The 24,060-nt window shown below is 45.5% G+C and carries 23 protein-coding genes and 1 other annotated feature; of the genes, 16 read left to right on the top strand and 7 right to left on the bottom strand.

Features of this window, described 5'->3' with window-relative positions:
- Positions 1-213: 213 nt before the first annotated feature.
- Positions 214-405, top strand: a complete 192-nt coding sequence (locus C1T21_RS08985) for a YqzE family protein (RefSeq protein WP_103047987.1) — start codon at positions 214-216, stop codon at positions 403-405.
- Between the two features lie 97 nt (positions 406-502).
- Here C1T21_RS08985 and C1T21_RS08980 read toward each other — a convergent pair whose 3' ends face one another.
- From C1T21_RS08980 to C1T21_RS08960, 4 genes are all read right to left on the bottom strand, one after another.
- Positions 503-1,564: a hypothetical protein gene (locus C1T21_RS08980; protein ID WP_103047986.1), complete on the bottom strand. Its 1,062-nt coding sequence runs from the start codon at positions 1,562-1,564 to the stop codon at positions 503-505.
- Between the two features lie 258 nt (positions 1,565-1,822).
- Positions 1,823-2,773, bottom strand: a complete 951-nt coding sequence (locus C1T21_RS08970; protein WP_103047984.1) for a YqhG family protein — start codon at positions 2,771-2,773, stop codon at positions 1,823-1,825.
- Between the two features lies 1 nt (position 2,774).
- Entirely contained in the window at positions 2,775-4,589 is a 1,815-nt protein-coding gene (locus C1T21_RS08965) for a DEAD/DEAH box helicase (protein ID WP_103047983.1), read from the bottom strand.
- A gap of 135 nt (positions 4,590-4,724) precedes the next feature.
- The gene (locus C1T21_RS08960; protein WP_103047982.1) at positions 4,725-5,564 is read right to left on the bottom strand and encodes a helix-turn-helix transcriptional regulator; all 840 of its coding nucleotides are present in this window, start codon (positions 5,562-5,564) and stop codon (positions 4,725-4,727) included.
- Between the two features lie 163 nt (positions 5,565-5,727).
- Between C1T21_RS08960 and fabF the strand changes: the two genes are divergently transcribed.
- The 4 genes from fabF to C1T21_RS08940 all read left to right on the top strand — a co-directional run bounded on the left by fabF (position 5,728) and on the right by C1T21_RS08940 (position 9,428).
- Positions 5,728-6,966, top strand: coding sequence for a beta-ketoacyl-ACP synthase II (gene fabF / locus C1T21_RS08955; protein ID WP_103047981.1), 1,239 nt, complete (start codon positions 5,728-5,730; stop codon positions 6,964-6,966).
- A gap of 141 nt (positions 6,967-7,107) precedes the next feature.
- The gene (locus C1T21_RS08950) at positions 7,108-7,614 is read left to right on the top strand and encodes a GNAT family N-acetyltransferase (RefSeq protein ID WP_103047980.1); all 507 of its coding nucleotides are present in this window, start codon (positions 7,108-7,110) and stop codon (positions 7,612-7,614) included.
- A gap of 20 nt (positions 7,615-7,634) precedes the next feature.
- Positions 7,635-8,588 carry a helix-turn-helix transcriptional regulator gene (locus C1T21_RS08945; RefSeq protein ID WP_103048259.1) on the top strand — a complete coding sequence of 318 codons (954 nt, stop codon included), beginning with the start codon at positions 7,635-7,637 and terminating at the stop codon, positions 8,586-8,588.
- 99 nt (positions 8,589-8,687) lie between these two features.
- Complete coding sequence (locus C1T21_RS08940; protein WP_103047979.1) at positions 8,688-9,428, top strand: zinc ribbon domain-containing protein; 741 nt, start codon at positions 8,688-8,690, stop codon at positions 9,426-9,428.
- An 86-nt stretch (positions 9,429-9,514) separates the two neighbouring features.
- On the opposite strand, the gene C1T21_RS08935 is transcribed toward C1T21_RS08940, so the two are convergent.
- A complete protein-coding gene (locus C1T21_RS08935; RefSeq protein WP_103048258.1) occupies positions 9,515-10,750 on the bottom strand; it encodes an MFS transporter in 1,236 nt (411 codons plus the stop codon).
- Between the two features lie 195 nt (positions 10,751-10,945).
- Between C1T21_RS08935 and C1T21_RS08930 the strand changes: the two genes are divergently transcribed.
- The 3 genes from C1T21_RS08930 to C1T21_RS08920 all read left to right on the top strand — a co-directional run bounded on the left by C1T21_RS08930 (position 10,946) and on the right by C1T21_RS08920 (position 12,906).
- Positions 10,946-11,533 (top strand): TetR/AcrR family transcriptional regulator, encoded by a 588-nt coding sequence (locus C1T21_RS08930; RefSeq protein ID WP_103047978.1) that lies wholly within the window; start codon positions 10,946-10,948, stop codon positions 11,531-11,533.
- A gap of 201 nt (positions 11,534-11,734) precedes the next feature.
- Positions 11,735-12,310, top strand: a complete 576-nt coding sequence (locus C1T21_RS08925; RefSeq protein ID WP_103047977.1) for an O-acetyl-ADP-ribose deacetylase — start codon at positions 11,735-11,737, stop codon at positions 12,308-12,310.
- Between the two features lie 35 nt (positions 12,311-12,345).
- Positions 12,346-12,906: a GrpB family protein gene (locus C1T21_RS08920; RefSeq protein WP_103047976.1), complete on the top strand. Its 561-nt coding sequence runs from the start codon at positions 12,346-12,348 to the stop codon at positions 12,904-12,906.
- 176 nt (positions 12,907-13,082) lie between these two features.
- On the opposite strand, the gene C1T21_RS08915 is transcribed toward C1T21_RS08920, so the two are convergent.
- Complete coding sequence (locus tag C1T21_RS08915) at positions 13,083-14,267, bottom strand: aminotransferase class I/II-fold pyridoxal phosphate-dependent enzyme (protein WP_103047975.1); 1,185 nt, start codon at positions 14,265-14,267, stop codon at positions 13,083-13,085.
- A gap of 42 nt (positions 14,268-14,309) precedes the next feature.
- Positions 14,310-14,548, bottom strand: a binding site (T-box leader).
- A gap of 190 nt (positions 14,549-14,738) precedes the next feature.
- On the opposite strand from C1T21_RS08915, the gene C1T21_RS08910 reads away from it, so the two are divergent.
- A complete protein-coding gene (locus tag C1T21_RS08910) occupies positions 14,739-15,347 on the top strand; it encodes a DUF1349 domain-containing protein (protein WP_103047974.1) in 609 nt (202 codons plus the stop codon).
- Between the two features lie 95 nt (positions 15,348-15,442).
- On the top strand, positions 15,443-16,153 hold the full coding sequence (locus tag C1T21_RS08905) for a DUF1361 domain-containing protein (protein WP_103047973.1): 711 nt from the start codon (positions 15,443-15,445) through the stop codon (positions 16,151-16,153).
- A gap of 56 nt (positions 16,154-16,209) precedes the next feature.
- On the opposite strand, the gene C1T21_RS08900 is transcribed toward C1T21_RS08905, so the two are convergent.
- On the bottom strand, positions 16,210-17,139 hold the full coding sequence (locus C1T21_RS08900) for an ArsR/SmtB family transcription factor (protein WP_103047972.1): 930 nt from the start codon (positions 17,137-17,139) through the stop codon (positions 16,210-16,212).
- 509 nt (positions 17,140-17,648) lie between these two features.
- Here C1T21_RS08900 and C1T21_RS08895 point away from each other — a divergent pair.
- The 6 genes from C1T21_RS08895 (at position 17,649) to C1T21_RS08870 (ending at position 23,905) form a co-directional block, all read left to right on the top strand.
- Positions 17,649-18,992 (top strand): ABC transporter substrate-binding protein, encoded by a 1,344-nt coding sequence (locus C1T21_RS08895; RefSeq protein ID WP_029516750.1) that lies wholly within the window; start codon positions 17,649-17,651, stop codon positions 18,990-18,992.
- Between the two features lie 93 nt (positions 18,993-19,085).
- Positions 19,086-19,976, top strand: coding sequence for a carbohydrate ABC transporter permease (locus C1T21_RS08890; RefSeq protein ID WP_013309768.1), 891 nt, complete (start codon positions 19,086-19,088; stop codon positions 19,974-19,976).
- A 27-nt stretch (positions 19,977-20,003) separates the two neighbouring features.
- Complete coding sequence (locus tag C1T21_RS08885; RefSeq protein ID WP_025723511.1) at positions 20,004-20,846, top strand: carbohydrate ABC transporter permease; 843 nt, start codon at positions 20,004-20,006, stop codon at positions 20,844-20,846.
- Between the two features lie 80 nt (positions 20,847-20,926).
- Positions 20,927-22,312, top strand: a complete 1,386-nt coding sequence (locus tag C1T21_RS08880) for an arabinan endo-1,5-alpha-L-arabinosidase (RefSeq protein WP_103047971.1) — start codon at positions 20,927-20,929, stop codon at positions 22,310-22,312.
- Positions 22,313-22,352: 40 nt separating this feature from the next.
- Positions 22,353-23,324 carry a glycoside hydrolase family 43 protein gene (locus tag C1T21_RS08875; protein ID WP_103047970.1) on the top strand — a complete coding sequence of 324 codons (972 nt, stop codon included), beginning with the start codon at positions 22,353-22,355 and terminating at the stop codon, positions 23,322-23,324.
- Between the two features lie 236 nt (positions 23,325-23,560).
- A complete protein-coding gene (locus C1T21_RS08870; protein ID WP_246772857.1) occupies positions 23,561-23,905 on the top strand; it encodes a DUF3024 domain-containing protein in 345 nt (114 codons plus the stop codon).
- The last annotated feature ends 155 nt before the right edge of the window (positions 23,906-24,060 follow it).

The raw sequence follows: 24,060 nt of genomic DNA, 5'->3' as shown, positions 1-24,060 counted from the left end.
GCTGCCTTCAAATATGACAATTAGCCTTGGGATAACTGTTATGTTGAAGATAGTATGTTCCATTTAAGGGAAACCATGCATAGTTATTCCCACAGGGGTTAGACCTTTTGGAAAATGAGCAAGCTAGTTTTATCTGCACCTAACGTGTGAATCCGATATTTCCAAGCAACGTAAATGGAAATAATAGGCGCAGATTGGAGGAGGTCATGAAGGATGGCGAAGAGTGACGAACTGGTGACGTATATTACGCAGCGGATTGTTCGCTATATGGAAACGCCGCGTGATGTTCGGCGCAGTCAAAAACAAGCCAGAGAGCCGTGGGGGAGTAAATGGTTTGGCATGTTGCCTCTCGCTCTGAAAATGTGGATGAAATCCACACGCAGAGAACGGAGAGAGCGACATTAAACTCGCCAAAGAGACCACAAGAGGCATAGGGTATGCCATTTGAGGTCTCTTTTTATGTTGTAGGGATCATTCCGATCTTTTTCGTGTTTCTTAATAACTAGGAGTCCAAATGATAAAATTCGCCAGCTGACAATAACTGTTTTAATGGCACAAATCGGGAAAGTCCATTGTGGTGGGTTAACGCATATAAAATGGGTTGGGACGGATGATCTGGGGATATCCAGGACTGATACCCACTAATGGATAAGGGACCTCCAAAGGCAAAATTGATACCTGTGGCAGAAAATATAATACGCGGTGAAATACTCAGTGTATCCATAAATTGGCCTGTGTTACGGACAGAAAGTTTTTGCTTGGGTTGAAGCCAACCCAGATCGTCATAGGGATCGAAAGGAGCAGACGAGACCGTAACCGCTTGCGCCTGTGTTTTCAAAAAGGGTATAGATGAAGAGAATGCGTTGTTTTGGAGCTTATGTTTCCAACTCCCATCTGCCACTTCTACAGGTAACGGATCGCCAGTTACAGCATCAATACATATTTCGCCGCCTGTAGAGGAACGCACCAGCCAGTAGGCTAGTAGCGGTTCCTCATACATAGGTGTGACTTGCAGTTTGTCGATAGATGAAAGATCGGTTTCTGTGAGCGACACCAGAGATTGGCGAAGTACATCCATACTATAAGGTCCACCTGGACCATTCCCATATTCGTTGAGTTGATATGCGCCGTTTGAGTCTGATCCGATAATCAGGTAGCCGATGTATTCTCCTGCACGGTTTACTTGAACAAGCCAACTATGGGTTCCAGGTCCGAGCGCATGATAACTAAGCTCAGCATCTTTCCACGATACAAAAGGGGGCTGCGACGATAGGGATTGTACCATGTTGTCTGCAGCCTGTTTTACGTCTGCGGGCACGCCTTGCTCCCCAGTTGGAAAACTTGCTGAAACGTCATCCTGGGAAGGGGAAGGAGTAGCAGGACTCGTGGAGTTCAATGGAGGAACCCACGAGCTTTCGTTGTAGAGAGACACCGAGTTTAAATTGTTGCCTTGTGCGACTGAGGGAGCCGCATGAATGGAAGCGAACGGACAGACTGCGGACAGGCCGATCAGAACAGCTGCGATCATACCTATGCTATAGTGCCCGGAATGATTCTTCTTCAATGAAATCCACCTTTCTGTCGGCTTGATTGCCCGACGGAGGCATTCTTTTTATACAGCATACAGCCTGTCCGATAAAAAGACTGCTGCACCTTGTCGGCGCAAATGTCGTATCCAGGTTCGTTTTTTGCTGTCGATACATAGGAGACATGTTTAACCAAACTTGTGGTTACAGCAGCGGAAACTGATGTAGGCTGAAGCAAGATGTTACAAGCTGACGATACCTCTGCAACTCTCCTGCGAAGGAGCAAGAGATATCGGTTACCGCAGATGAAATATCCCGCAGTTAATGGCGGATACGAGTACCTTGGGCTCATATTGCCATACCATTTCTTTACGGCGGGCTTGATGCTGCTCTGATATGGCTTCTTTTTTATCCTCTTCCTCTTTCTGCTCCTTGATTAGATCATCGTAGTAGTGGTCAATAACCTCCAATTCCTCGCGCAATCGTTCCTTCGCCTGCTCAGCCCAAACATAATCTTGCTGACGGAGCTGTTCGGTGAGGTAGCTTTCAAGCGAGCTAGAAGCTTCAGGGACAGATAGCTCGGCAGGCTGCACATGCATATTGCCCGCCAGCAGCGGGCTGAGCTGCCGAGTTTCGAGCATGGCGCCAAAATCGGTTACAATGGTACCGCTTTTAAGCGAAATACCTAGCCACTGAAGTTCCTCACGCTTCAAATCGCAGGCGAATTCAATCTTATAGCAGATGCTGAGCCAAGCTTCATAGACTACGGGAGAGCGGGCAGACAGCTGACGGGCATCAGGCTGCTCAAACAAATAAACATATTTTCCTCCATCCCGTGCGGCTTCAAAAATTTGATGCAGCCGACGGCTTCCATATCGAAGCTCCTCCTGCAAAATACGTCCAGGTCCCAATTGTGGTAATGTCGGTACATGACCGAAGTAACGCCCCATGACCTGATCTTGTGCTGCGTTGCCTGATGCTGGAGTTGGTGGCGTATGATCCGCTAAACGTTCCTGTTCTGCGCGATAGGCTTCCCCATCAAAGATGAAAGTGAAGGACATCGTCTGCGCTGGAACGCCAGTACGCTCTACGTATCCCCAATAGTAGGGGCGGTTAGTTAAGGCTTTATCTGCTTCTGGAGAAAGCTTGACGGTTACATGGTGGGGCGACCTCTCAATGACACTGCACCCGGTAGCTTCCAGATAGGTGTGGACAAAACGCTGGACTTGCTGTGCATTCATAGTCAAACTAGCTACCTCCCTTCACACTGCGTCGAGCTTTGCCCGGAGGAACCGTATTGCCTGCTAGGCCTAATAAATCCTCGGCGTTTGGCTGGTCTGTGCGCAGTTGTTCCATTTCCTGTTTGATGGAATCCAGCGAGTGGCCCAGCTTTTGCATTTTTTTGCGAATTTCATCATCGCTACTGGATTCAAGCATGATTTTATACAGACTTTTTTCAATGGATTCTTTTTTCTCAAACTTCTCAAGAATAACGTCCAATCCGCCAATGACCATCTCAAACATATTTATCTTTTCATGCAGCAGATGCAGGATATGCTCCTCAATCGTTCCGGTTGTGGACAAGTTGAAAATATTAACATCATGCGTCTGTCCAAGTCGATGTACCCGTCCGATCCGCTGCTCCACGCGCATGGGATTCCACGGTAAATCGAAGTTAATCATATGGTGACAAAATTGCAGGTTAATGCCTTCACCACCCGCTTCGGTGGCAATCATGACCTGAATGCGCCCACGGAACAGATCCATCATCCAATCCTTGCGTCCGCGGTTCATACCACCTCGGTAAGGAACAGCAGATAGGCCACGGTCACGGAAATAGTTCAGCAAATACTCCTGTGTGGCCCGGTATTCTGTAAAAATGATCACTTTTTCGTTCATCTGACGGATAAGCTCGAGCGCTTTTTCTGCTTTGGAATTGGCCTTGATCGCTTTAATATGTGCAACCAAATCCCAGACACGATCGCGTAGGGGAGAGTCTGGGGCCATCTTTTTAGACAAGTTGACCAGCGTCACGAACACAGCGTCCCGGCTGCTGCACACTTCCCGTTGAAGGGTAACGAGAGACAGCATGCTACTTAGATTTCCGCCATTTGCCTGGTATTGCTCTTTGACAAAAGAGGTCACCCCATCGTACAGCGCTTGCTCTTCCGGCGAAAGTTCCAAGTGAATGTTGGAAACATTTCGTTTGGTGAATTGAACAGGGCCTTCTCCGCGACGATTGCGGATCATGACTTTAGACAGCTCATCCTTGAGCTGATCTTCATTTTTGGGTAGACGTTTATCTACAACAAAGTTGGCTGAAAAATCGCCATGTCTTCCCAATTGACCAGGCTTGAGCAGTGTAATCAGGTTAAACAGCTCAGACAGATCGTTTTGTACAGGTGTTGCTGTCAGGAGCAAACAATATTTTTTACGCAGCTTCATAATGAACTGGTAGTTGGATGTCTTTTTATTTTTCAGCTTATGAGCCTCGTCTATAATGAGCAGGTCATAATCGGTATCTAGTAGGATGTTACTATGGGGCTCCCGCTTGGCGGTATCCATAGAGGCCACGACGACCTCGGAAGACCAAGAATACGCTTTTTTCTGGGCGACAGCGGGAATACCGAATTTGCTGTTCAGCTCACGCACCCATTGTAGGACCAGGGATGCGGGGACAAGAATAAGAACTTTGGAAGCCAGCCCGCGAACCAGATATTCCTTTAGGATCATTCCAGCTTCGATTGTCTTGCCTAGGCCGACTTCATCGGCAAGAATGGCACGTCCGGACATTTGAAACAGTACCTTTCGAGCGGTATCCAGCTGATGGGGTAGTGGAGTGAGGTCTTGCAAATGCTGTAGACATTGAAGCTCATCAAAGCTCGGCACCAGTTTGACTTTTTCAGCCTCAATGGCCAGCTGATACAGATTCCAATCTCCCCAAGGGCCACCTTTGCGCAGCCGCTGGTCCAGCTCATCCTGCCAGCTTCGATCAAATTGCACCGGAACAGGCAGTGGCGCTTGATTGGGTATGTGCGGGGAACTTGTCGATTTGGCTTTCATGATGATTCCCTCCCTCCTGGTAGTAGCACAGTTGAAGCTCTTGGTTCTGTCACAAATGTGGCATCTATTTAGCACAGATCGTAGATGTAGTATGGACGGAAAAAGATATCTTCATAACAGGAGGGATGAAATCCTTTAGCTGCCTTCCATTAACTTTTGGAGTTTACTTTCCGTAGAGGTCTGCGCATTAGGGGTGTAGATGCTGCAACGGAGATCAACACTGCCTTGTACCTGAAGAGAAGTCAGGTCAAATAGCATTTTGCCAGCCTTGGCATGACGAAATTCAATGAGCACCTCCGGCGCGGAGCTTACTTCACTCTGATTCCAAAGCTCGTTAAACTCTGGGTAGGTCTGACTCATATTTTGTATAAATTGTGCATACCAGGGATCTGTTACGTATTGCCCGTAATAAGCGCGGAAAATAGCAAGGAACCCCTTTACAAAGTGTTCCCAATTCACGGCTAGACTTTTAAACTCCTTTTTGGTGAATAGCAGTTCAATCATATTGCGTTGCTCATGTGGTAGCTCGGCAAAATCCATAAAAACATGAGCAGCAGCGGCGTTCCAGCCGACAATATGACAACGCCGATCTGAAATAATAGCAGGGCAGTAGTGTAGCTCTTGTACGATCTTTTGCAGAGAGGGGGAAATGACGGCCTGCTCTGCAGGAACAGGAAGGCTGTGAGACCCGGCCTCGATCGCCAAATCATACAAATATTTGCGCTCGTCTGTGTTCAACTGCAATGCGGCAGCAATAGCATCTAACACAGAGGCGGACACCTTAATATCTCGTCCTTGCTCCAGCCAGGTATACCAGGTCGTACTGACACCTGCCAGCTGAGCGACTTCTTCTCTGCGCAAGCCTGGTGTTCTGCGACGTGATCCTTGGGGGAGACCGACCATATGTGGGTGTAGGCGGGCCCTTTTTGTTTTTAGAAAAACAGATAGTGCTTCCAGACGTGCTTCCGTTTTCATAGGTATTTTCTCTCCATTCAATGGCTATATCCGAAGTGAGCAAATAAGGCGTTTACTATAGTAGTGTTCATTATACCAGGATAAACAAACACTTGTAATAGGATAAGACAAGGGTAAAATGAGGATTATAAGTAAGTCACCGAGCAGGAGGAATGAATAGCTTATGCAAAGAGTAGTGATAACAGGTATGGGTGTCGTTTCCCCACTGGGTAATGAAGTGGACACGTTGTGGAAGAATTTGCTGGAAGGCAATTCAGGTATACGTAAAATTGATACATTCGATGTGTCCGATTTGAAAGCACAAATTGCTGGACTGGTACAGGATTTTGATGCAGAAAAGCAATGGGGACGTAAAGATGCTAGACGAATGGATCGGTTTACTCAGTTTGCATTATATGCGGCAGAACAAGCGCTTAAGGATTCCGGTCTGGAACTGGATCACACCGATTTGGAGCGTGTAGGTGTTTATGTGGGATCGGGAGTCGGCGGTTTGGATACGTTGGTGGACAATGTAGATGTTCTGCTACAACGTGGACCGGGTAGAGTTAGCCCGACGCTGGTACCCATGATGATCTCGAATATGGCTGCTGCTCAAATTAGTATCGCGTTTGGAGCGATGGGACCTACGCTTTCACCCGTGACGGCTTGCTCTATTGGGAATACAGCAATTGGAGAGGCGTTTCGGACGATTCGCACAGGAGATGCGGATGTCATTTTTGCTGGTGGAGCTGAAGCGGCGGTGACTAGATTGGCCTTGGCGAGTTTCGCTAATGCGACTGCCTTATCCACACGTAACGAGGAGCCTTCTATAGCAAGTCGACCTTTTGATCAGAATCGGGACGGCTTTGTCATGAGCGAAGGTGCAGGTATTCTGGTACTGGAGTCACTGGAACACGCTATCCGCCGTGGTGCGGAAATCTATGGTGAGGTCATCGGTTATGGAGCCAGTTCGGATGCTTATCACATGGTTGCACCGCATCCCGAAGGAACCGGAGCTTACTTGGCGATGAAAGCGGCCCTTCGTTCGGCTCACATCTCCCCTGAAGAAGTGGACGTGATTAGCGCCCACGCGACGAGTACGTCTGTCGGGGATGTCGCTGAGACCCTTGCAATCCACAAGCTTTTTGGTGATTATGCCTATCAGATTCCGGTTACTGCGAATAAGTCCATGCTGGGTCATATGCTGGGAGCTGCGGGCGGGGTCGAAGCGATTGCGCTTGTGCAAAGCCTACGGGAGGGCATCATTCCACCAACGATGCATCTGGACAATCCGGACCCGGCTTGCGATCTGGATTATGTGCCTCACGAAGCGCGCAAGGTTCCACTAAATATTGGGCTATCTAATTCTTTCGGCTTCGGTGGTCATAATGCGGTTATTGTTCTGAAGCGCTACGAGTCATAATTTGTAAGGAGTTATTGAAACCTCAGGCATTCTATCCGGCTGGATAGAGTACCTGAGGTTATTTTAATCGAAGAATAACAGATTCATTTTAGATAAGAGATAGAGTAAGATGAAGGAAAACATTTGGAGGGACGGGAAGCCATGGTTTTAATCAGGAACATACAACCAGTAGACGCTGAGGCTTATTGGAATTTGAGACTGGAAGCCCTACAAATGAACCCCGAAGCTTTTGGAACCTCCTATGAGGAAGCTGCACTAGTTCCGCTATCTGATGTGGTGAAGCAGATACAAAATAAACGAGATCATTACATACTTGGTGCATTTACAAAGGATCAGCAGCTGGTTGGCATGACCGGGTTTAGAAGAGAGCAGAAAATAAAGACGCAGCATAAGGGAGCAATTTGGGGAGTTTATGTACCATCGACCTACCGAGGTCAGGGGATTGCTAAAAAACTTTTATTGGAAGTTATCAGCCAAGGTAGAAAAGTGGAAGGTTTGAAGCAAATCAACCTGAGTGTGATGACTACCAATCAAGCTGCTGTTGAGCTGTATAGGAATTTGGGATTTGAAACCTATGGTATAGAAAAGAATGCTTTGGAATATCACGGTCAGGGATATGATGAGGAGTTCATGGCTTATTTTTACTAAGGGTGAAAGGTTTTGAAAAAATGAAAATTGACCGATTGCTTTCTATCGTCATTTTGCTGCTAAAGAAAAATAGAGTACAAGCGAAGGAACTGGCTGATTTATATGAGGTTTCGATCCGGACGATCTATAGAGATATTGAAGCGATTAGTATGGCAGGTATTCCGGTGGTGACTTATCAGGGAGCCAATGGGGGAATCGGTCTGATGGAAGGATACCGCCTGGATCGCAGTATGCTGACGGATCATGATATAAAGGATATCGTGATGGGTTTGCAGAGTTTGTCCTCGTCGTTGGGCGGCCCGAATGTGTCGCGGTTACTTCATAAATTTGAGAGTATTATACCAGAGTCTGGGAAAGAGCAATTCAGTGTCCATACCACACAGTTTATCGTCGATCATTCGGGATGGGGAAATCGGGCTACGCAGGAAGGCAAATTGATAAAGGTAAAAGAAGCAATGAGCCAAGCGCGCACTGTCGCCTTTACCTATCGAAATGCGGGGGGAGCCATAACAGAACGGAATGTTGAACCGCATACGCTCGTTCTGAAAGGACAACAATGGTTTGTATATGCGTATTGTCCCGATAGGGAGCAGTTTCGTCTATTCAAACTTTCCCGCATGAGTAACCCAGTGGTTACAGAGACAGTTTTCGCTCGCAGGGATCTTTCTTATGAAGTGCTGCCCTGGAATGAGGAGCGGATGGAGGTATCCAGAGCTGTACAACCATTTACGCTGCAATTTAACCGTAACTCAAGGCATCTGGCGGAGGACTGGTTTGGCGTAGAAGCATTGACTGAGCAGGAGGAAGGGATCTACACGGTTTCGGTCCCTTTTCCCGAGGATGCATGGGCGTACGGATTTATTTTAAGCCTGGGACCGGATGTGGTTGTCAAGGAACCAGCCCATTTGCGGGACAAGATTCATAAGATGGCGCTGCGTATTGCGTCTAATTATGAAGAAGTTCAGGAATCATAAAGGAAATCTTAGATTAAAGTAAAACAAACCTGACTCATAGTTGTCAGGTTTGTTTCGTTATACTGGTGGCATACCGTTAGCGAAAGGGGATTTACGAGGATGGATAAAGCTTGTCAAAGTTGCGGGATGCCGCTGGAGCATGAGGATCAATATGGAACGGATGCACAACATCATAAAACGGATGAGTATTGCAAGTATTGTTACAAGGAAGGCGAATTTGTACAGCCTGACTTGACTATGGAGGGAATGATTCAGCAGTGTGTGCCTATCCTGGTAGAGGAGGGGATGCAGGAAGAAGAAGCGACTTCGATGCTGCGCAATTACCTGCCGTTTTTGAAACGATGGCGGTCCTCAGAGGATATGGGGCTTACACTGGATGGACCCATTCGGGAAGAATATCGAGGTGAGATCCGTTTGATTGGGTTGAAAGCACGTACAAGTAATCAGAATGAACAAACATCTCACGGGATCATTCCAAACATGTGGGAACGTTTTTGGGGTGAGGACGTGCCTGGTCGGATAAAGGAAAAAGCAGGACATGCTTCTGTCTATGGTTGCTATTCTGACTATGAAAATGGAACTTTGGGCGAGTATACATTTTTTATCGGGAAGGAAGCGGCTGTAGATTTCCAGACTCCTGACGATCTTGAAGAACTTGTCATTCCGGCTGCACGCTATGCTATTTTTCAGGCAACTCAGGAACCCTCTTCTGTCTTCCGTGTATGGCAGACGATCTGGGAGTGGGCTGCCACGGGACAAGGGGAGCGGACATACACAGGTGATTTTGAAGTGTATGGCAGTCCTGATGAACCTGTTTTGATTTATATTGCAATCAAGTGATGATTTTGTTGTGACAGAAGAGAACCGCCGGTCATTGTCGTGGACCCGGCGGTTTTTTTCTGATTCAATCAATAGCAGTCTCCCCATCAAGTTGAACGTCGAGTTACAGCCCAAAAGATGAGAGCCAGAGCACTGACACCAGCTCCTAATAGACACACCCCGTTCCATCCGGCATAGATGTACATATGAGTGGAGGCAATGGCCCCGGTGGCGCTACCGATGGAATAAAATATCATGTAGCCTGCAGTAAGTCGGCTGCGTGCCTCAGGGCGAACATTGAAAATCAAGCTTTGGTTGGTGACATGTACAGCCTGTACAGCCAAGTCCAAAAGAATGACGCCAAGAACTAAAGCGAATAGAGAATGCTCGGTGTAGCGGATAGGTAACCAGGACAGCAGCAATAAAACTAGGGCAATACCCGTTGTCCGTTGTCCCAAGCCCTGATCGGCAAGACGCCCTGCTCGTGCTGCTGCTAAAGCTCCGGCCACTCCAGCCAGACCAAAGGCCCCGATAGCAGTATGTGAAAGAGACAATGGGGGTGCACTGAGAGGTAACACAAGCGAAGTCCACAATATGCTGAACGCCGTAAAAATGAGCAATGCAAGGACAGCACGAATGCGCAGAATTCGCTCTTGCAAAAACAGTACGATAACCGATCGGAGCAGCTGCGGATAGGAAAGTGTCGCACTTGTGGGTTCGCTCTTTGGCAACACCCGCAACAGAGCTCCAGCCATAAACAGCGTAAGTATAGCAGAAACAAGGTAAACTGAACGCCAGCCTGCCAGATCAGTTAATACACCGGCCACGGTTCGTGCCAGCAGAATGCCGATAACGACTCCACTGGTCACCAGACCTACGATACGCCCCCGTTCAGTCGGATTAGCCAAGGTAGAGGCGAAAGCCACGAGTGTTTGAGTGACTACAGCCAGCAGACCAACCATTGCCATTCCCATAAGCAGTATTGTACGGGTAGGAGCAAAGCTAACCACGATTAGTGCCAGCACGGATAGCAGCATTTGCCCTGTAATCAGTCGCCGTCGATTCAAAAGATCGCCAAGCGGGACGAGCAGCAATAATCCCAACGCATAACAAATTTGCGTGATAGTAATGACCATGCCTACCGATGAGTGCGTAATGCCAAATTCGTTTGCCAGCGCATCCAGCAATGGCTGTGCATAGTAAATGTTAGCGACAGCCAGCCCGCAGGCTATGGCAAACAAGAGTGCCACAGATCGGGACAAGGAGGGAATGGGGGCTGTTTCGGCAGCATTTGCTACCGTTTGATGAGGGAGGAGTACCACTTTTTCTTCTGACGTCTTCATTTTCACATACCACGTCGCTTTCTGTAATTTACATACCGTTGAGTATAATATACCGATTGGTATGTAATGAATTTAGGTCAATATAACTCGTGTACATATGAAATGTCAAGAGTTCATCATGTACATATTTGACAGTTTCTTATCGTGATCATACAATCTTAATATACTGAACGATATGAAAAGAAGGAGCTACTTATGGTTCGACCACGGGAATTTGATGAAGATCAAGCGTTGGATGCAGCGATGCGAATTTTTTGGGAAAAGGGATTCGAGGCTACATCTTTAAGCGATTTAACCTCCAAAATGGGAATTCAGCGCCCTAGCATATACGCTGCCTTTGGAGACAAGAAGCAATTATTCGAAGCCGCGTTGCGCAAATATACGCAATCCCACGCTGCTTATGTACGCTCTAGACTACAAAGCAATTCTTCTGTAAAAGAAGCGTTTTACAATTTTTTTGGAGGAGTCGTGGCAGAAGAGTACGAGGATGGGCCTAATAGGGGATGCTTTTGTATTAATACGATGGTAGAATTAGCCCCTCATGATGAGAAATTTGAAATTTTAACCAGAGAACATCAGATGTATCTTTCTGCCGTCTTTCAGGAAACCCTCGAGCGTGGTATAAGATCAGGAGAGCTGGAGGCTAGCATGGACGCACGAGCTCTGGCCCATACGATGGTCTCTTTGTTAATTGGGATTACCGTGATGATGAAATCACGTCCAGCGCGCTCTTTTGTCGATCAGGCGGTTACAACTTTACTTATATTACTCGATGGGAAATAGAAATGAAGGGAGGAAGCAGGGATGCCGCAGATAAAGGCCGTTCAAACTTCATTTGGAGCATTGTATGGACGTGATGCAGTCTAGGGGGAAAAATCTAAAGCACTTTATGCTGAAAACCTATGACGATATATTAGAAATCGCTTGTGCTGACTATAAAATGGTTATATAACGAAGTTGTTTTTTACGAGAGGAGGAGGATTAATGAATACCCAAATTGAACTATTAAACGTGACAATACGTGTGATGCAAGGGGATATTACCCGTTGTAAGGCGGATATTATTGTCAATGCAGCCAATACAAGCTTGCTGGGTGGCGGTGGCGTAGATGGCGCGATTCATAGGGCTGGCGGTCCGGCTATCTTAGAAGATTGTGTACGTATCAGAAACAAGCAGGGTGGATGTCCTGTAGGAGGCGCGGTCTATACAACAGCTGGTAAGCTGGATGCCCAATATGTTATTCATACCGTCGGCCCTGTGTGGAATGGTGGCGACCATCGGGAAGAGGAGCTATTGGCGAAATGCTACCATAATGCACTCCAATTAGCTTTAGAACTGAATGCACGAAGCATTGCCTTTCCGAATATCAGCACAGGCATCTACCGTTTCCCGAAAGAAAAGGCGGCGGATATTGCTATACAGGAAGTGACACGTTTTGTACGTGAACATGCGGCTTTGAATGAGATTATTTTTGTTTGTTTTGATGCGGAAAATGCTCAGTTATACAGCCGTAAGTTACAAGATGGTGTTAAGGATATTAAAAAAGATACAGTTGAATGAAAGAATACATGCGTAGAAATTAGGGAGGATCATGAATGCATGAGGAGCAAAACCAGGAACATTGGCCGGTGTGGGCTACGGAGCCTGTAAAAATAGCGAATCCTGATCCTGCCTGGTCAGAGCAGGGCTTAAAGATCATTCACCAGTTGCGGGAGTTATTACTGCCGTTTAAGGTGACGGAAATCGAACATATAGGAAGCACGGCAATTCCCAATCTTTCCGCTAAGCCCATTATTGACATAATGGCAAAATTAGAATCTTGGGATCAACTGGAACAGATCGTGTCTGCTTTACAACCAGCAGGCTGGAACTATGTTCCGCCTGAATTGGACGGTCGGGAATGGAGAAGATTTTTGGTTAAAGTGGAACAGGATCAAAGAAAGGGACATCTGCATCTCATACTGAAATCTGATGAGCATTGGGATCGGCAGCTATTGTTTCGGAACCGACTTCGTGAACAGCCTGAGCTGATTCAGCAATATGATGTATTAAAAAGGCGGCTGGCGATGGAAAATCAGCATGATCGTGAAGCGTACACGGAGGCCAAGACTGATTTTGTTCAAAACGTTCTGAATACCGGACATCCTAAAGATTAGGATGTCCGGACTCCCGGGTACTTTCCGACCAAGCGCCGAAATCTCCGACATTTGTTATTGCCGTGTAGGGGAATGGCCGGAAGGCTTGCCAGCACACCAGAAAAAGCTTATTCAGAAGCTGCTAAAGTAACTTTCATCCAGTACTCATGTTCATTTCAAGATAGGAAAAATCGTATTTATAGACGTTTCAAGAATGCGCTGATGCGTTCCAACGCCATTTCTAACTGTTCTCGCGATGACGCATATGAGCAGCGGATAAAGCCCTCGCCGCCTGGGCCAAATGCGGAACCGGGTACAGTAATGACTCCTTCTTCTTCCAGCAACCGCTTGGCAAACTGTTCTGAGCTTAACCCTGTGTGCATAATGGAGGGAAAAGCATAGAAGGCACCGTTTGGTTCGTGACATGGCAGTCCTGTCTGACATAGGCCTTCAACGAACCATTTTCTACGCAGATTGTAGGATTCCATCATACGATCTTTTTCCTCCAGCCCGTTACGCAGGGATTCAATAGCGGCAATTTGCCCGATAATAGGAGCGCACATGGCGGTATATTGATGAATCTTCAGCATAGCTGAAATCAACTCTCTTGGGCCGCACACGTAGCCGACCCTCCAGCCTGTCATCGCAAATGCTTTGGAAAAGCCGCTGATGAGCAGGGTGCGCTCTTTCATTCCTGGCAGAGCTGCGAAGCTTACATGCTTCTGTTCATAGGTCAGTTCAGCATAAATTTCGTCTGATATGACGACAAGATTATGCTCCTCAACCAGGCGGGCAATCGGTAGCCAATCCTCATAGGTCATCACCCCACCCGTCGGATTATTCGGATAACAGAGAATAAGCACTTTGGAACGTGGAGTCAGCTTGGCTTGGAGTGCCTCAGCTGTTAGCTTGAACTGCTGATCCGCAGAGGTTTCAACCGTTACGGTATGTCCTCCGTTCAGAAACGTGATGGGCGAATACGAAATATAACATGGAGCCGGAATGAGTATTTCATCGTGTGCGGTGATCAGAGCGCGTAGTGCCAAATCCAGTGCTTCACTGCTTCCAATGGTAACCATGATTTCATCTGCCGGGTTGTAGGATGTGCTGAAGCTACTCTCCAGATACCCGGCAATCTCCTCACGAAGCTCGGGAAGTCCAGCATTCGGTGTGTATGATGTTTTACCATTTTCCAGTGCTGTGATACAGGCCTTTCTGACATGTTGAGGGGTTACAAAGTCAGGTTCACCGACACCAAGCGATACAATATCTTTTCTGCCTGTACTATATTCGAAAAACTTACGGATGCCTGAAGGTGGCATTTCCCGTACAGCTGGAGTCAAAAAATCGGTTATAGATACTGCTGTCGATACATTTGTCATGATGATTTCCTCCTTTTTGAAAAACAAAAAAACCCGCCCCTGTAAAGGGACGAGTTTATACCCGTGTTACCACCCTAGTTTCATTCCATACGAAATGACACTCTGTTCACGTATCCATCAATACGTGTTCCGGTTAACGCTGGAAAGGCGGCAGAGCTTACTTCAGGTTCAGCCCGCTTCTCAGAGATGGCGTTCAGCTACCCTCGGAATGTTGGCTTTCACCTGCCCCAACTCTCTGCAAATCCGCTGTATAGCTTACTCGTTCTCGTCATTGAAATTTGTTACCGTATCAAGTTAGGTGTAATTATAAGCACAACATTTCAGGATGGCAAGTCTTTTTTTTTATAAACATTAAAGACAGATCATCATTATTGACGACTGGAAAATAACGTATATAGTGGTATCAAGGGGATTGTGCCCCAGATTTCAATGTGTTATATGACTATATTGCCAGAGAGGAATGGTATCCATATGAACGTATTTGAACGCTTTAGCGGTAAAGTTTTGCCGGCGGATTGGAGCTGGATCAATGAGCCGACTGTATGGAGATTCGATGATTCCAAGTCTTTGCAAATTTCTGCACCTTCACAGGCAGATTTCTTTAGGGATCCGTCAGGCGCAGCGGTAAAATCGTCCGCACCCTTTTTGCATACAACGCTTCAAGGTGATTTTACAATATGGACGAGGGTCCGTGTTGATATGAAGCAGCCTTATGATTCAGGATGCTTGATGATGATGGCGGATGATACCCATTGGGCTAAGCTGTGCTTTGAATACTTTGAAAGCACTCCATCTATTCTTAGTGTGGTCACTCGGGATACATCCGATGATTGTATCTCTGGGGCGATGGACGTGTCCAATCCGTATTTACGAGTGGCACGAGCTGGAAATTGCTTTGCATTTCATTATTCATCAGACGGTCAGCATTGGAAGCTGGCGAGATATTTTGGTATGAATGTTCCTAACCAGCTCAAAGTCGGAGTTGTTGCTCAATCTCCGGTGGGGGAGGGCTGTGCTGTTACCTTTGATGCCTTGACGATAACAAACCATGTATCTGAGGACATACGAAACGTGGAGTAAATAGACAAAGGCTTTCTCTCTAAGTATGAAAGCGCTATAAAACAGGACTTGAAAAGACGTATATACGCATACTCAGGCAGGAGGTAGATGGAAGCTTGCTGTTAAGAAGGAAAGGCTACAAGCTGCCCAGTTTGTTGGGAGTGCTGCTTGTAGCTACGTTGGGCTGTTTCGGACTCATTATGTATTTACAGTCCACAAGCGGAACGAGGATGTATCAATTTCTGTACTGGGATATATTCCTGGCCTGGGTTCCGGTCTTTATCACTCTGGGAATGATGGTTTTATCCAGACTGCGAAGTACAAAAGTGAGAAGTATTCTTTTATTTTTCTCTTCAATTGTATGGTTGTTTTTTTTGCCGAATGCTCTTTATTTGGTGACTGAGTTACTTCATGCATTTCGTTTTTACGATGTGAATCCTGATACACGTTTTTGGTTGAACACACAATTTTGGTTAATCTTATTTACGTCTTTTTCAGCAGCAGGGCTGGGCCTTTTTCTTACATCCCTTTGTATATTGGTGATCCACCATATGCTGAGGAGGATTTGTTCAGGTAGGCTCGCATGGGCTGTAGTTTTTGTGTTGTTGTGGCTGGCCAGCATAGGCGTATATATTGGCAGATTTGCTCGCTGGAATAGCTGGGATGTATTATTGCAACCACTGGTGCTCCTTACGGATATTTGGAGATGGGGAGTACATGCAGGACCAAGGCTTCATTTGCTGTCCTTTTGCTGGCTGGTGTTTGGGATAGCAGTCATTTTTTATTTATTGATCTATATCTCTATAAGTGAGGATCAGGATGTTTAGGCCGAGGACATGTATTCAATGAATACAGGCTTCGGCCTATTTTTTCATGTGGAGTGTCAGGAGTTGGCGTTGTCCTCCCCGTGCACATCGTAAAGCACGCGCACAAGCAGATCCTGACTGAAATTCCCGAATCTTTTTCCAAAAATAGTGAGCCCTCCTTTGTTTTCCGATTGATCGGTTACAGATAAACGGAGTGTAATGTCGCTTTTATAGTTAAGGTTAATATCGTCTATTGTGACTTCGGATATGCGGCACCCGTCAATGAAGCTGCCATGCTGATTGATGCGAATTAATTTGAGCATACCATATTGATTCAAATGCGGTGGCCACCAATCTGGATTCAGAACTCCCGGCACTTCTCCAAAATCTCCGGCGCTGGTCCAGTGCCCAATAGGGATACCGTTAATATGAAAACAAATGTCGGAGGGATATTCCTCACAATAGCAGGGTGCTTCTGAGCCCAGTTCTGCGGAGAATTGAATTTCTTTAAAGGATTGATTCGCTTTCAGATAGTTGGGGATGCGGTATTCCAAAAAGCCTTCAGCCATCCAGATCATTTCCGACTCCAGCCGCCCGGGATCTGCAAAATAGCGTGGATCATCAAAATCGCCAATAATGCTGTCTCGGGTCACCAATCCACAAGTGGGGGACGCTTGATAGTTACTATAATGACCTACGCGAATCTCAACCTCATACACATTTTTTTGTTCTCTGCTGCGCAAATCGACCATCAGCTTATCCTTGTTCAAATAACACATTTTTCGGGTACCGTGCTTGCCGCTCACGGTATTGATCTCCACAAGGCCGCATTCTTCCAATTTTCGAATATGCATTGTAATGGTACCGTTGCTCAAATTAAGTTTGTTGGCAATGTCATTCATACTTTGTCCCTGATAAGCAAGTAGCTCGAGAATTTGAATGCGGATTTCGGAACCCAGCGCTTTAAAAATATCTAACCCTGACATTAAGTCCTTAATATAAATCATATCTATAGACCATCCTTATCTATAAAAATTGTGATGTAAGCGCTTATATTTTTTACTTTGATTTATGTTAAAATAAAATCAAAAAGAAGTAAACTGCTTTTTTGTAAATTTTTTTTACTAAATAAAGAGGGGAGTGAATTAGACTCCAAATTAGAGATTATTTCATAAATAAATCGTATTTAAGTTTTATTACTAGTTTTTTAGATGAAAATTAACTTAAATACGATTTGATTTTACTTTTCATGTTACTCTATTCTATGTTTTATAATTATTTAAAAAGATTGAAAAATACATTGACGAACCGAGGAAAGGCATGCTATATTTTGTTTGTAAACGAATTCATTATTGATAAAGTAAAATGTTAATTATATGGTACATGAGAGGGATGATAATCACAGCGGCAATCAACAACGGGTTGTGTACCGCACAGTTAAAGATTAGGCCGAGTGGTATGAAGTTATTTTAACACTAAATGTATGCGGTTTCATTTAAATTTAGGAGGGGTCGCGTTGATAAAGAAAAAAGGTTTTGCAATAACAATGGTTGTTCTGTTGTTAATGGTGGCTGCACTGGCTGGTTGTAGTGGGGGAAGTTCCAGTAGTGATGGAAGTAAGGAACTGACATTCATGTTCCGTGGTGGCACAGATGAACAAAAGGCTTATAAGGAAGTAATCAAGAAATTTGAAGAGGAACATCCTGGCGTAAAGGTTAAAATGGTCGTGACGGCAGCGGATCAATATGCTACAAAGCTAAGAGCTGCGATCACAGGAAATAATCTTCCAGATATCTTTTACTTTGCCCCTGGAGATGTGAAAGCTTATGTAAACAGTGGGGTATTGAAGAATCTCACTCCTTACATTGAGAAGAACAAGGATATTAAACTGGATAACATCTGGAAATACGGTATAGATTTGTATCGCTATGACGGTAAAATGGCCGGTCAAGGAGATATTTACGGTATGCCGAAGGACTTAGGTCCATTCGCACTCGGCTACAACAAAACGATGTTCGAAAAAGCGGGCGTTCCATTGCCTGACAAAGACAAACCGTATACATGGGATGAATTTATCAAGGTTAGCCAAGAGTTGACCAAAGATACCAATGGTGACGGCAAGCCAGATCAATACGGTACAGGTTTTAACGTTCAGTGGGCATTGCAAGCCTTTGTATGGAGTAATGGGGCTGATTGGCTGGATGAGAGCAAAACTAAAGTAACGATTGATGATCCGAAATTTGCGGAAGCGCTTCAGTACTTTGCTGACATGCAAAACAAATATAAAATCACACCTGGTATTGAACAATCACAAACATTGGACACATACCAACGTTGGATGAAGGGTGAAATGGCATTCTTCCCGGTAGGTCCTTGGGATATGAGTACATTTGAAAAACTGCCATTCGAATATGATTTACTGCCGTTCCCAGCCGGATCGACTGGCAAATCAGCAACATGGATCGGTTCTCTGGGTATCGGCGTTTCCTCTAAAACAAAATACCCGGATGAAGCTGTTGAACTGGTTAACTATCTGACGACTTCTAAAGAAGGAATGAAGCAGCTCGTAGATGCCAAGGTACAAATTCCGAATCTGCTGGACATGGCTGATGAATGGTCCAAAGATACGAAAACCAAGCCTAACAATAAACAAGAATTTATTGATATCGTAAATGACTATGGACGCTCATTACCAGGCAACTATACGTATAATGCAGAATGGTACGATATTTTCTTCACAGATATTCAACCTGTGCTGGATGGTAAAATTACGGCGGCAGATTATGTGAAACAAGAACAACCGAAGATGCAGAAACTGCTGGATAAAGCGGTGGAGCAAGAGAAAAAATCACAGAAATAATGCGTAAATAGAGGAAAAAAGGATGATGTTAGTGGCTGAATATCATGCTGCTAACATCATCTTCATTCCAAATTAGAAACAGAGGTGAGCCCTGTGATAACCAAATCTAATCTCTACCGCAAAGAGAAGGTATATGGATACTTATTTATTCTTCCACCTATTCTCGGTCTGCTAATCTTTACGTTATTCCCGTTTGTCTATTCATTATACGGCTCTTTTACAGACTGGGACGGATTGGGACAAATGAACTTTATTGGTCTCGACAATTTTAAAGATTTATTTAGCGATGAGCTCTTTTATAAATCGATGTACAATACTCTTTTCTTAATGCTAGGTATTCCAATCGGTCTTGTACTAGCTTTACTGCTGGCACTAGGTTTGAATCGCAAGATTCCAGGTACGACAACATTTCGTGTGATTTACTATATCCCGGTTATTTCTTCGTTGGCTGCCGTTTCTATTATGTGGAACTGGGCATACAACGGGGACTATGGTTTGGTGAACCAATTCCTCGAAATATTCGGTATTAAGGGTCCTAACTGGCTAATGGATAAGGATACGGTCAAACCGGCCTTGATTCTCATGACCGTCTGGAAGGGTCTCGGATATACGATGCTGCTATATTTGGCAGCCCTGCAAAGCGTATCTCGCTCTTATTATGAAGCGGCAGAGCTAGATGGAGCTAGCGGATTCCAAATGTTCCGCAATATTACATGGCCAATGGTGAAACCAGTAACTTTCTTCCTGGTCGTAACTAATATCATTGGTGGTTCGCAAATCTTTACTGAAATGAACATTATGACACCTACAGGGGGTCCGGAATACTCATCCGCCTCAATCGTCTTTTATATTTGGGATAAGGCATTTAAAAACCTGCAAATGGGATATGCCTCCGCGATGGCTATGATTCTCGGCATCTTCATTTTTATCGTAACTTTGATTCAATTCAAAATGAATGAAAAATCGTCCTTTGATGGGGATTGATTTTCGCGGAAAGGAGTGAGTCTGATTATGTCCCATAGTCAAAAAACGAAAGTTACCAATATCATTATCTTTATTGTACTTGCGATTGGAGCGATTGTGATGATCGCGCCGCTGCTTTGGATGCTGTCCACTTCGGTGAAAGAAAAGCAGGATGTCTTTGCTCTTCCACCAGTATGGATACCAGAGGTGTTCCAGTTTGGCAAGTATAAGGAAATTTGGGAAGCAGGACCTTTGTTAAGCGGGATCAAGAACAGCGTGATTGTGGCTGTAAGTGTTACCGTTGTAGGTACCTTCACATCCAGTGTGGCCGCTTTTGCATTTGCAAAGCTGAGATTCCCTCATAAAAACAAACTGTTTTTGGCACTCATCGCATCTATGATGATTCCATACCCAACGGTTATGATTCCACAGTTTATGATGTTTTCCAAACTTGGCTGGGTCGATACACTTTTGCCTCTGATCGTTCCAGGTTTGTTCGGAAATGTAGTTATGATCTTTTTCCTGCGGCAGTACTTGCTTAGCGTACCAGATGCCATTATCGAAGCTGCGAAAATTGACGGAAGTTCTTATTTCCGACTCTATTCGTCGATTACGTTCCCGCTCATTAAGCCGGCAGTTGCGGCACAGCTTATTTTATGGTTCATGGGGATTTGGAACGATTATTTGGCACCGATTATTTACTTGAACTCACCAGAAACGCAGACACTGCAGCTGGTTATCGCGAATTTTAATGCGACTTACGCCATTCAGACGGACTATCCGCTTATTATGGCAGCATCGATTATAGCCTTGTTACCTGTACTGATTATATTCTTGATCTTCCAGAAACAAATTATTGAATCGGTTGCCATTTCGGGTGTCAAAGGTTAATTGACACTTGGAGGGTATGGATGAATGATGTAAGGCAGTCACAATATGTAATGGATAAAGGAAGGAGGAGAATAACAGTTATGGTTATGCTGCTCATGCTGGGTCTATCCGGCTGTGGGGATAACACTCCGGACCCTGTGTATCCGCAGGCTCCACCTCCCGATCACTTGTATGATCAAAGTACGATTAATGATGAACAGCGCTGGACCATTAACAATGCACATGACCCGGCGATTATCAAAACAGATCAAGGCTATTATGTCTACTCAACGGATGTAAAGACAGGTGGAGAATTGAGACCTGGTGTCATGGTACGCAAATCGACTGATCTGATTCACTGGAACTGGGTTCAGTATGCACTCCCCGGCATTCCAAAGGAAGCAGAGGCGTGGTCATCAGCAACCAATCTGTGGGCACCAGACATCATCAAGATGGGTGATACCTATCGGATGTATTACTCCGCTTCTACCTTTGGCAGCACACGGTCTGCGATTGGATTGCAGACATCCAGCTCCCCGGAAGGCCCTTGGAAGGATGAGGGGCTGGTCGTTAAAACGGGAGAGCATGACAAGCTGAATGCGATTGATGCCAATCCGGTGCTGGATGCAGAGGGAAATCCATGGATGGTATACGGTTCTTTTTTCGGCGGTATCTATATTACACCGCTTGATCTCCAGACTGGAAAGCTCAAAGAATCTGGCTATGGTAAAAATATCGCTGCCAGAGATCGGGCAACTGAGGACGGTGCTGTAGAAGGGCCTTACATTGTGTACAATCCAATGTTCCGTAAATACTACTTGTTTGTCTCGTATGATTCTTTGTTTGAGGACTACAATGTTCGCGTTGCCCGTTCAGATTCAATCACAGGCCCTTATGTGGACATGAATGGACATGATATGGCAGATACCAGCTATTTGCCTCAATACGAGATTGGAAACAAGGTATTGGGCGGTTATCGGTTCAGCGAAGGAGAAGGCTGGGTTGCGCCAGGTCACAATTCTGTCCTAAAGGACGGTGCGGATTATTATATTGTACATCATGCGCGGGGAGAAACGGACAAGAGCTGGCCGTACTTGCATGTACGCAAAATATTATGGACGGCAGAGGGCTGGCCGGTCGTCTCTCCGGAGCGCTATGCGGGCGAAAAGGAGCAGGATATACCCAAAAGGCTATTATCCGGCAACTGGGAGCGCATCGTTATAAGGCAGGAAGTAGATGGTCAGGTGGAAGCTGAACCGCTCCGTCTGGAAGATGGAGGTCGGGCAACCAGTGGTTCTCTTGAAGGTCACTGGAGCTTTGATGGCAAGCGTACTCTAACAATGGATTGGAGTGATACATCCGAAGGAACAAAGGAAGAACTGTTATTGCTTCCTTCATGGGACTGGGAGCTCGGCCGCCATACTCTAATTTTCACGGGTATGAATGAAAAGGGAATTTCCATCTGGGGAAAACGTATCAGCGATTAATTGTATGAACTACATACTACACATAGAGGAGAGAATAACCATGAATCAATCTGTACCCTTTAATAATCCGGTCATTGAGCAACGGGCAGACCCTTGGATTTACAAGCATAGTGACGGATACTATTATTTCACCGGATCTGTGCCAGAGTATGACCGCATTGAGGTTCGACGAGCAAGTACTATTCAAGGCTTGAGTACAGCAGAGCCTGTCGCAGTGTGGCACAAATATGAAACGGGCCCGTTAAGTGCGAACATTTGGGCACCGGAAATTCATTATATTAACGACAAATGGTACATTTATTTTGCAGCAGCTCGTACAACGGAAACGAAGGAAGGCCTGTTCGACCACCGGATGTTCGTGCTGGAAAATGATTCAGCTAATCCTCTAGAAGGAGAATGGGTGGAAAAAGGACAGATCAAAACCCGTTGGGAGACGTTCGCCCTCGATGCGACAACCTTCCAGCATAATGGAGTTCTGTATTATGTGTGGGCTCAGAAGGACCCTGACATCGTCGGTAATTCCAATCTGTATATTTCTGAAATGAGCAATCCATGGACACTGCGCGGTGAGCAGGTCATGATCTCCACTCCTGAATATGATTGGGAAATCATCGGTTTTAAGGTGAATGAGGGAGCAGCAGTTCTAAAACGGAATGGGCGGATCTTTATCAGTTATTCAGCTAGTGCCACTGACCACAATTATTGCATGGGCCTGTTGACAGCAGATGAGAATGCGGATTTACTTGATCCGAAATCATGGACGAAATCACCTGAGCCAGTATTCTGCACCAATGAGGAAACAGGACAATTCGGGCCAGGCCATAACAGTTTTACGGTTGCTGCTGACGGTAGAGATGTAATCGTATATCACGCCCGGAACTACAAGGAAATTACAGGCGACCCGCTGTATGATCCGAATCGTCATACACGTGTTCAGCCGTTCAACTGGAAGGAAGATGGAACACCTGATTTTGGTATTCCAGTACCAGATGGCGTTTCTGTTGATAAATAAGCGAAATCTATTATAGATGGTTGACGTGTTGCACAGCGGCACTATAACTTTCTAGAAATCATAGGGAATTATGATTCGACTGCGTATAACAAGAGTAATAAGATATCTTCTGAGCCTTCAGGGCTGGAGGATATCTTTTTGCTTTTGGGACGGCAAGGAGGACTCTTTTCAAAAACTTCGATTTCTGCTATATTTAAATCGTAATATTTACGAATTGATCAAGGGGTGGAAATCTCGTGAACGAGCGGATTGATCCGTTTACCGTTAAAAAGGTTGAATACCTGCTGGATGGCTATATTGCGCTAAAGGTGCCAGGCTACGTGCGTTCTGACGTGCGGCTCATTTATCAAATAGAGGATAATTGTTTGATCTTGACGGAGGAAAGGCCTTCTAATGAAACTGAGTCGTGGGAACGCACGGACATTGTCCAATTTCGCTGGGAAGAAAATCATTGGCATGTATATGCCCGGCAAGAGGCTGAAAGCTGGCAGCGTGTAAAAGAGATTGCACCTAATCCGTGCTTTGAAGAACAGCTCGAACAGGTAGAAATAGATCCAGCAGGTATTTTTTGGACAGGTTAACGAAGTGCAGAATGATAAGTTCGGAAGATGGAGGTAATGGGAGTCGTCCCGTTAAACTGTATATGGAAGTAAACAGGCTGACCGTAATTCCTTATATGGAAGTTACGGTCATTTGTTTTGTCTGGGGTGGCACTGTCTAGTTTACGTTTCCATGT

It is taken from the genome of Paenibacillus sp. F4 (assembly GCF_002894905.1).
Taxonomy (GTDB): Bacteria; Bacillota; Bacilli; order Paenibacillales; family Paenibacillaceae; genus Paenibacillus; species Paenibacillus polymyxa_B.
This window is presented reverse-complemented; position numbering and strand designations above follow the sequence as displayed.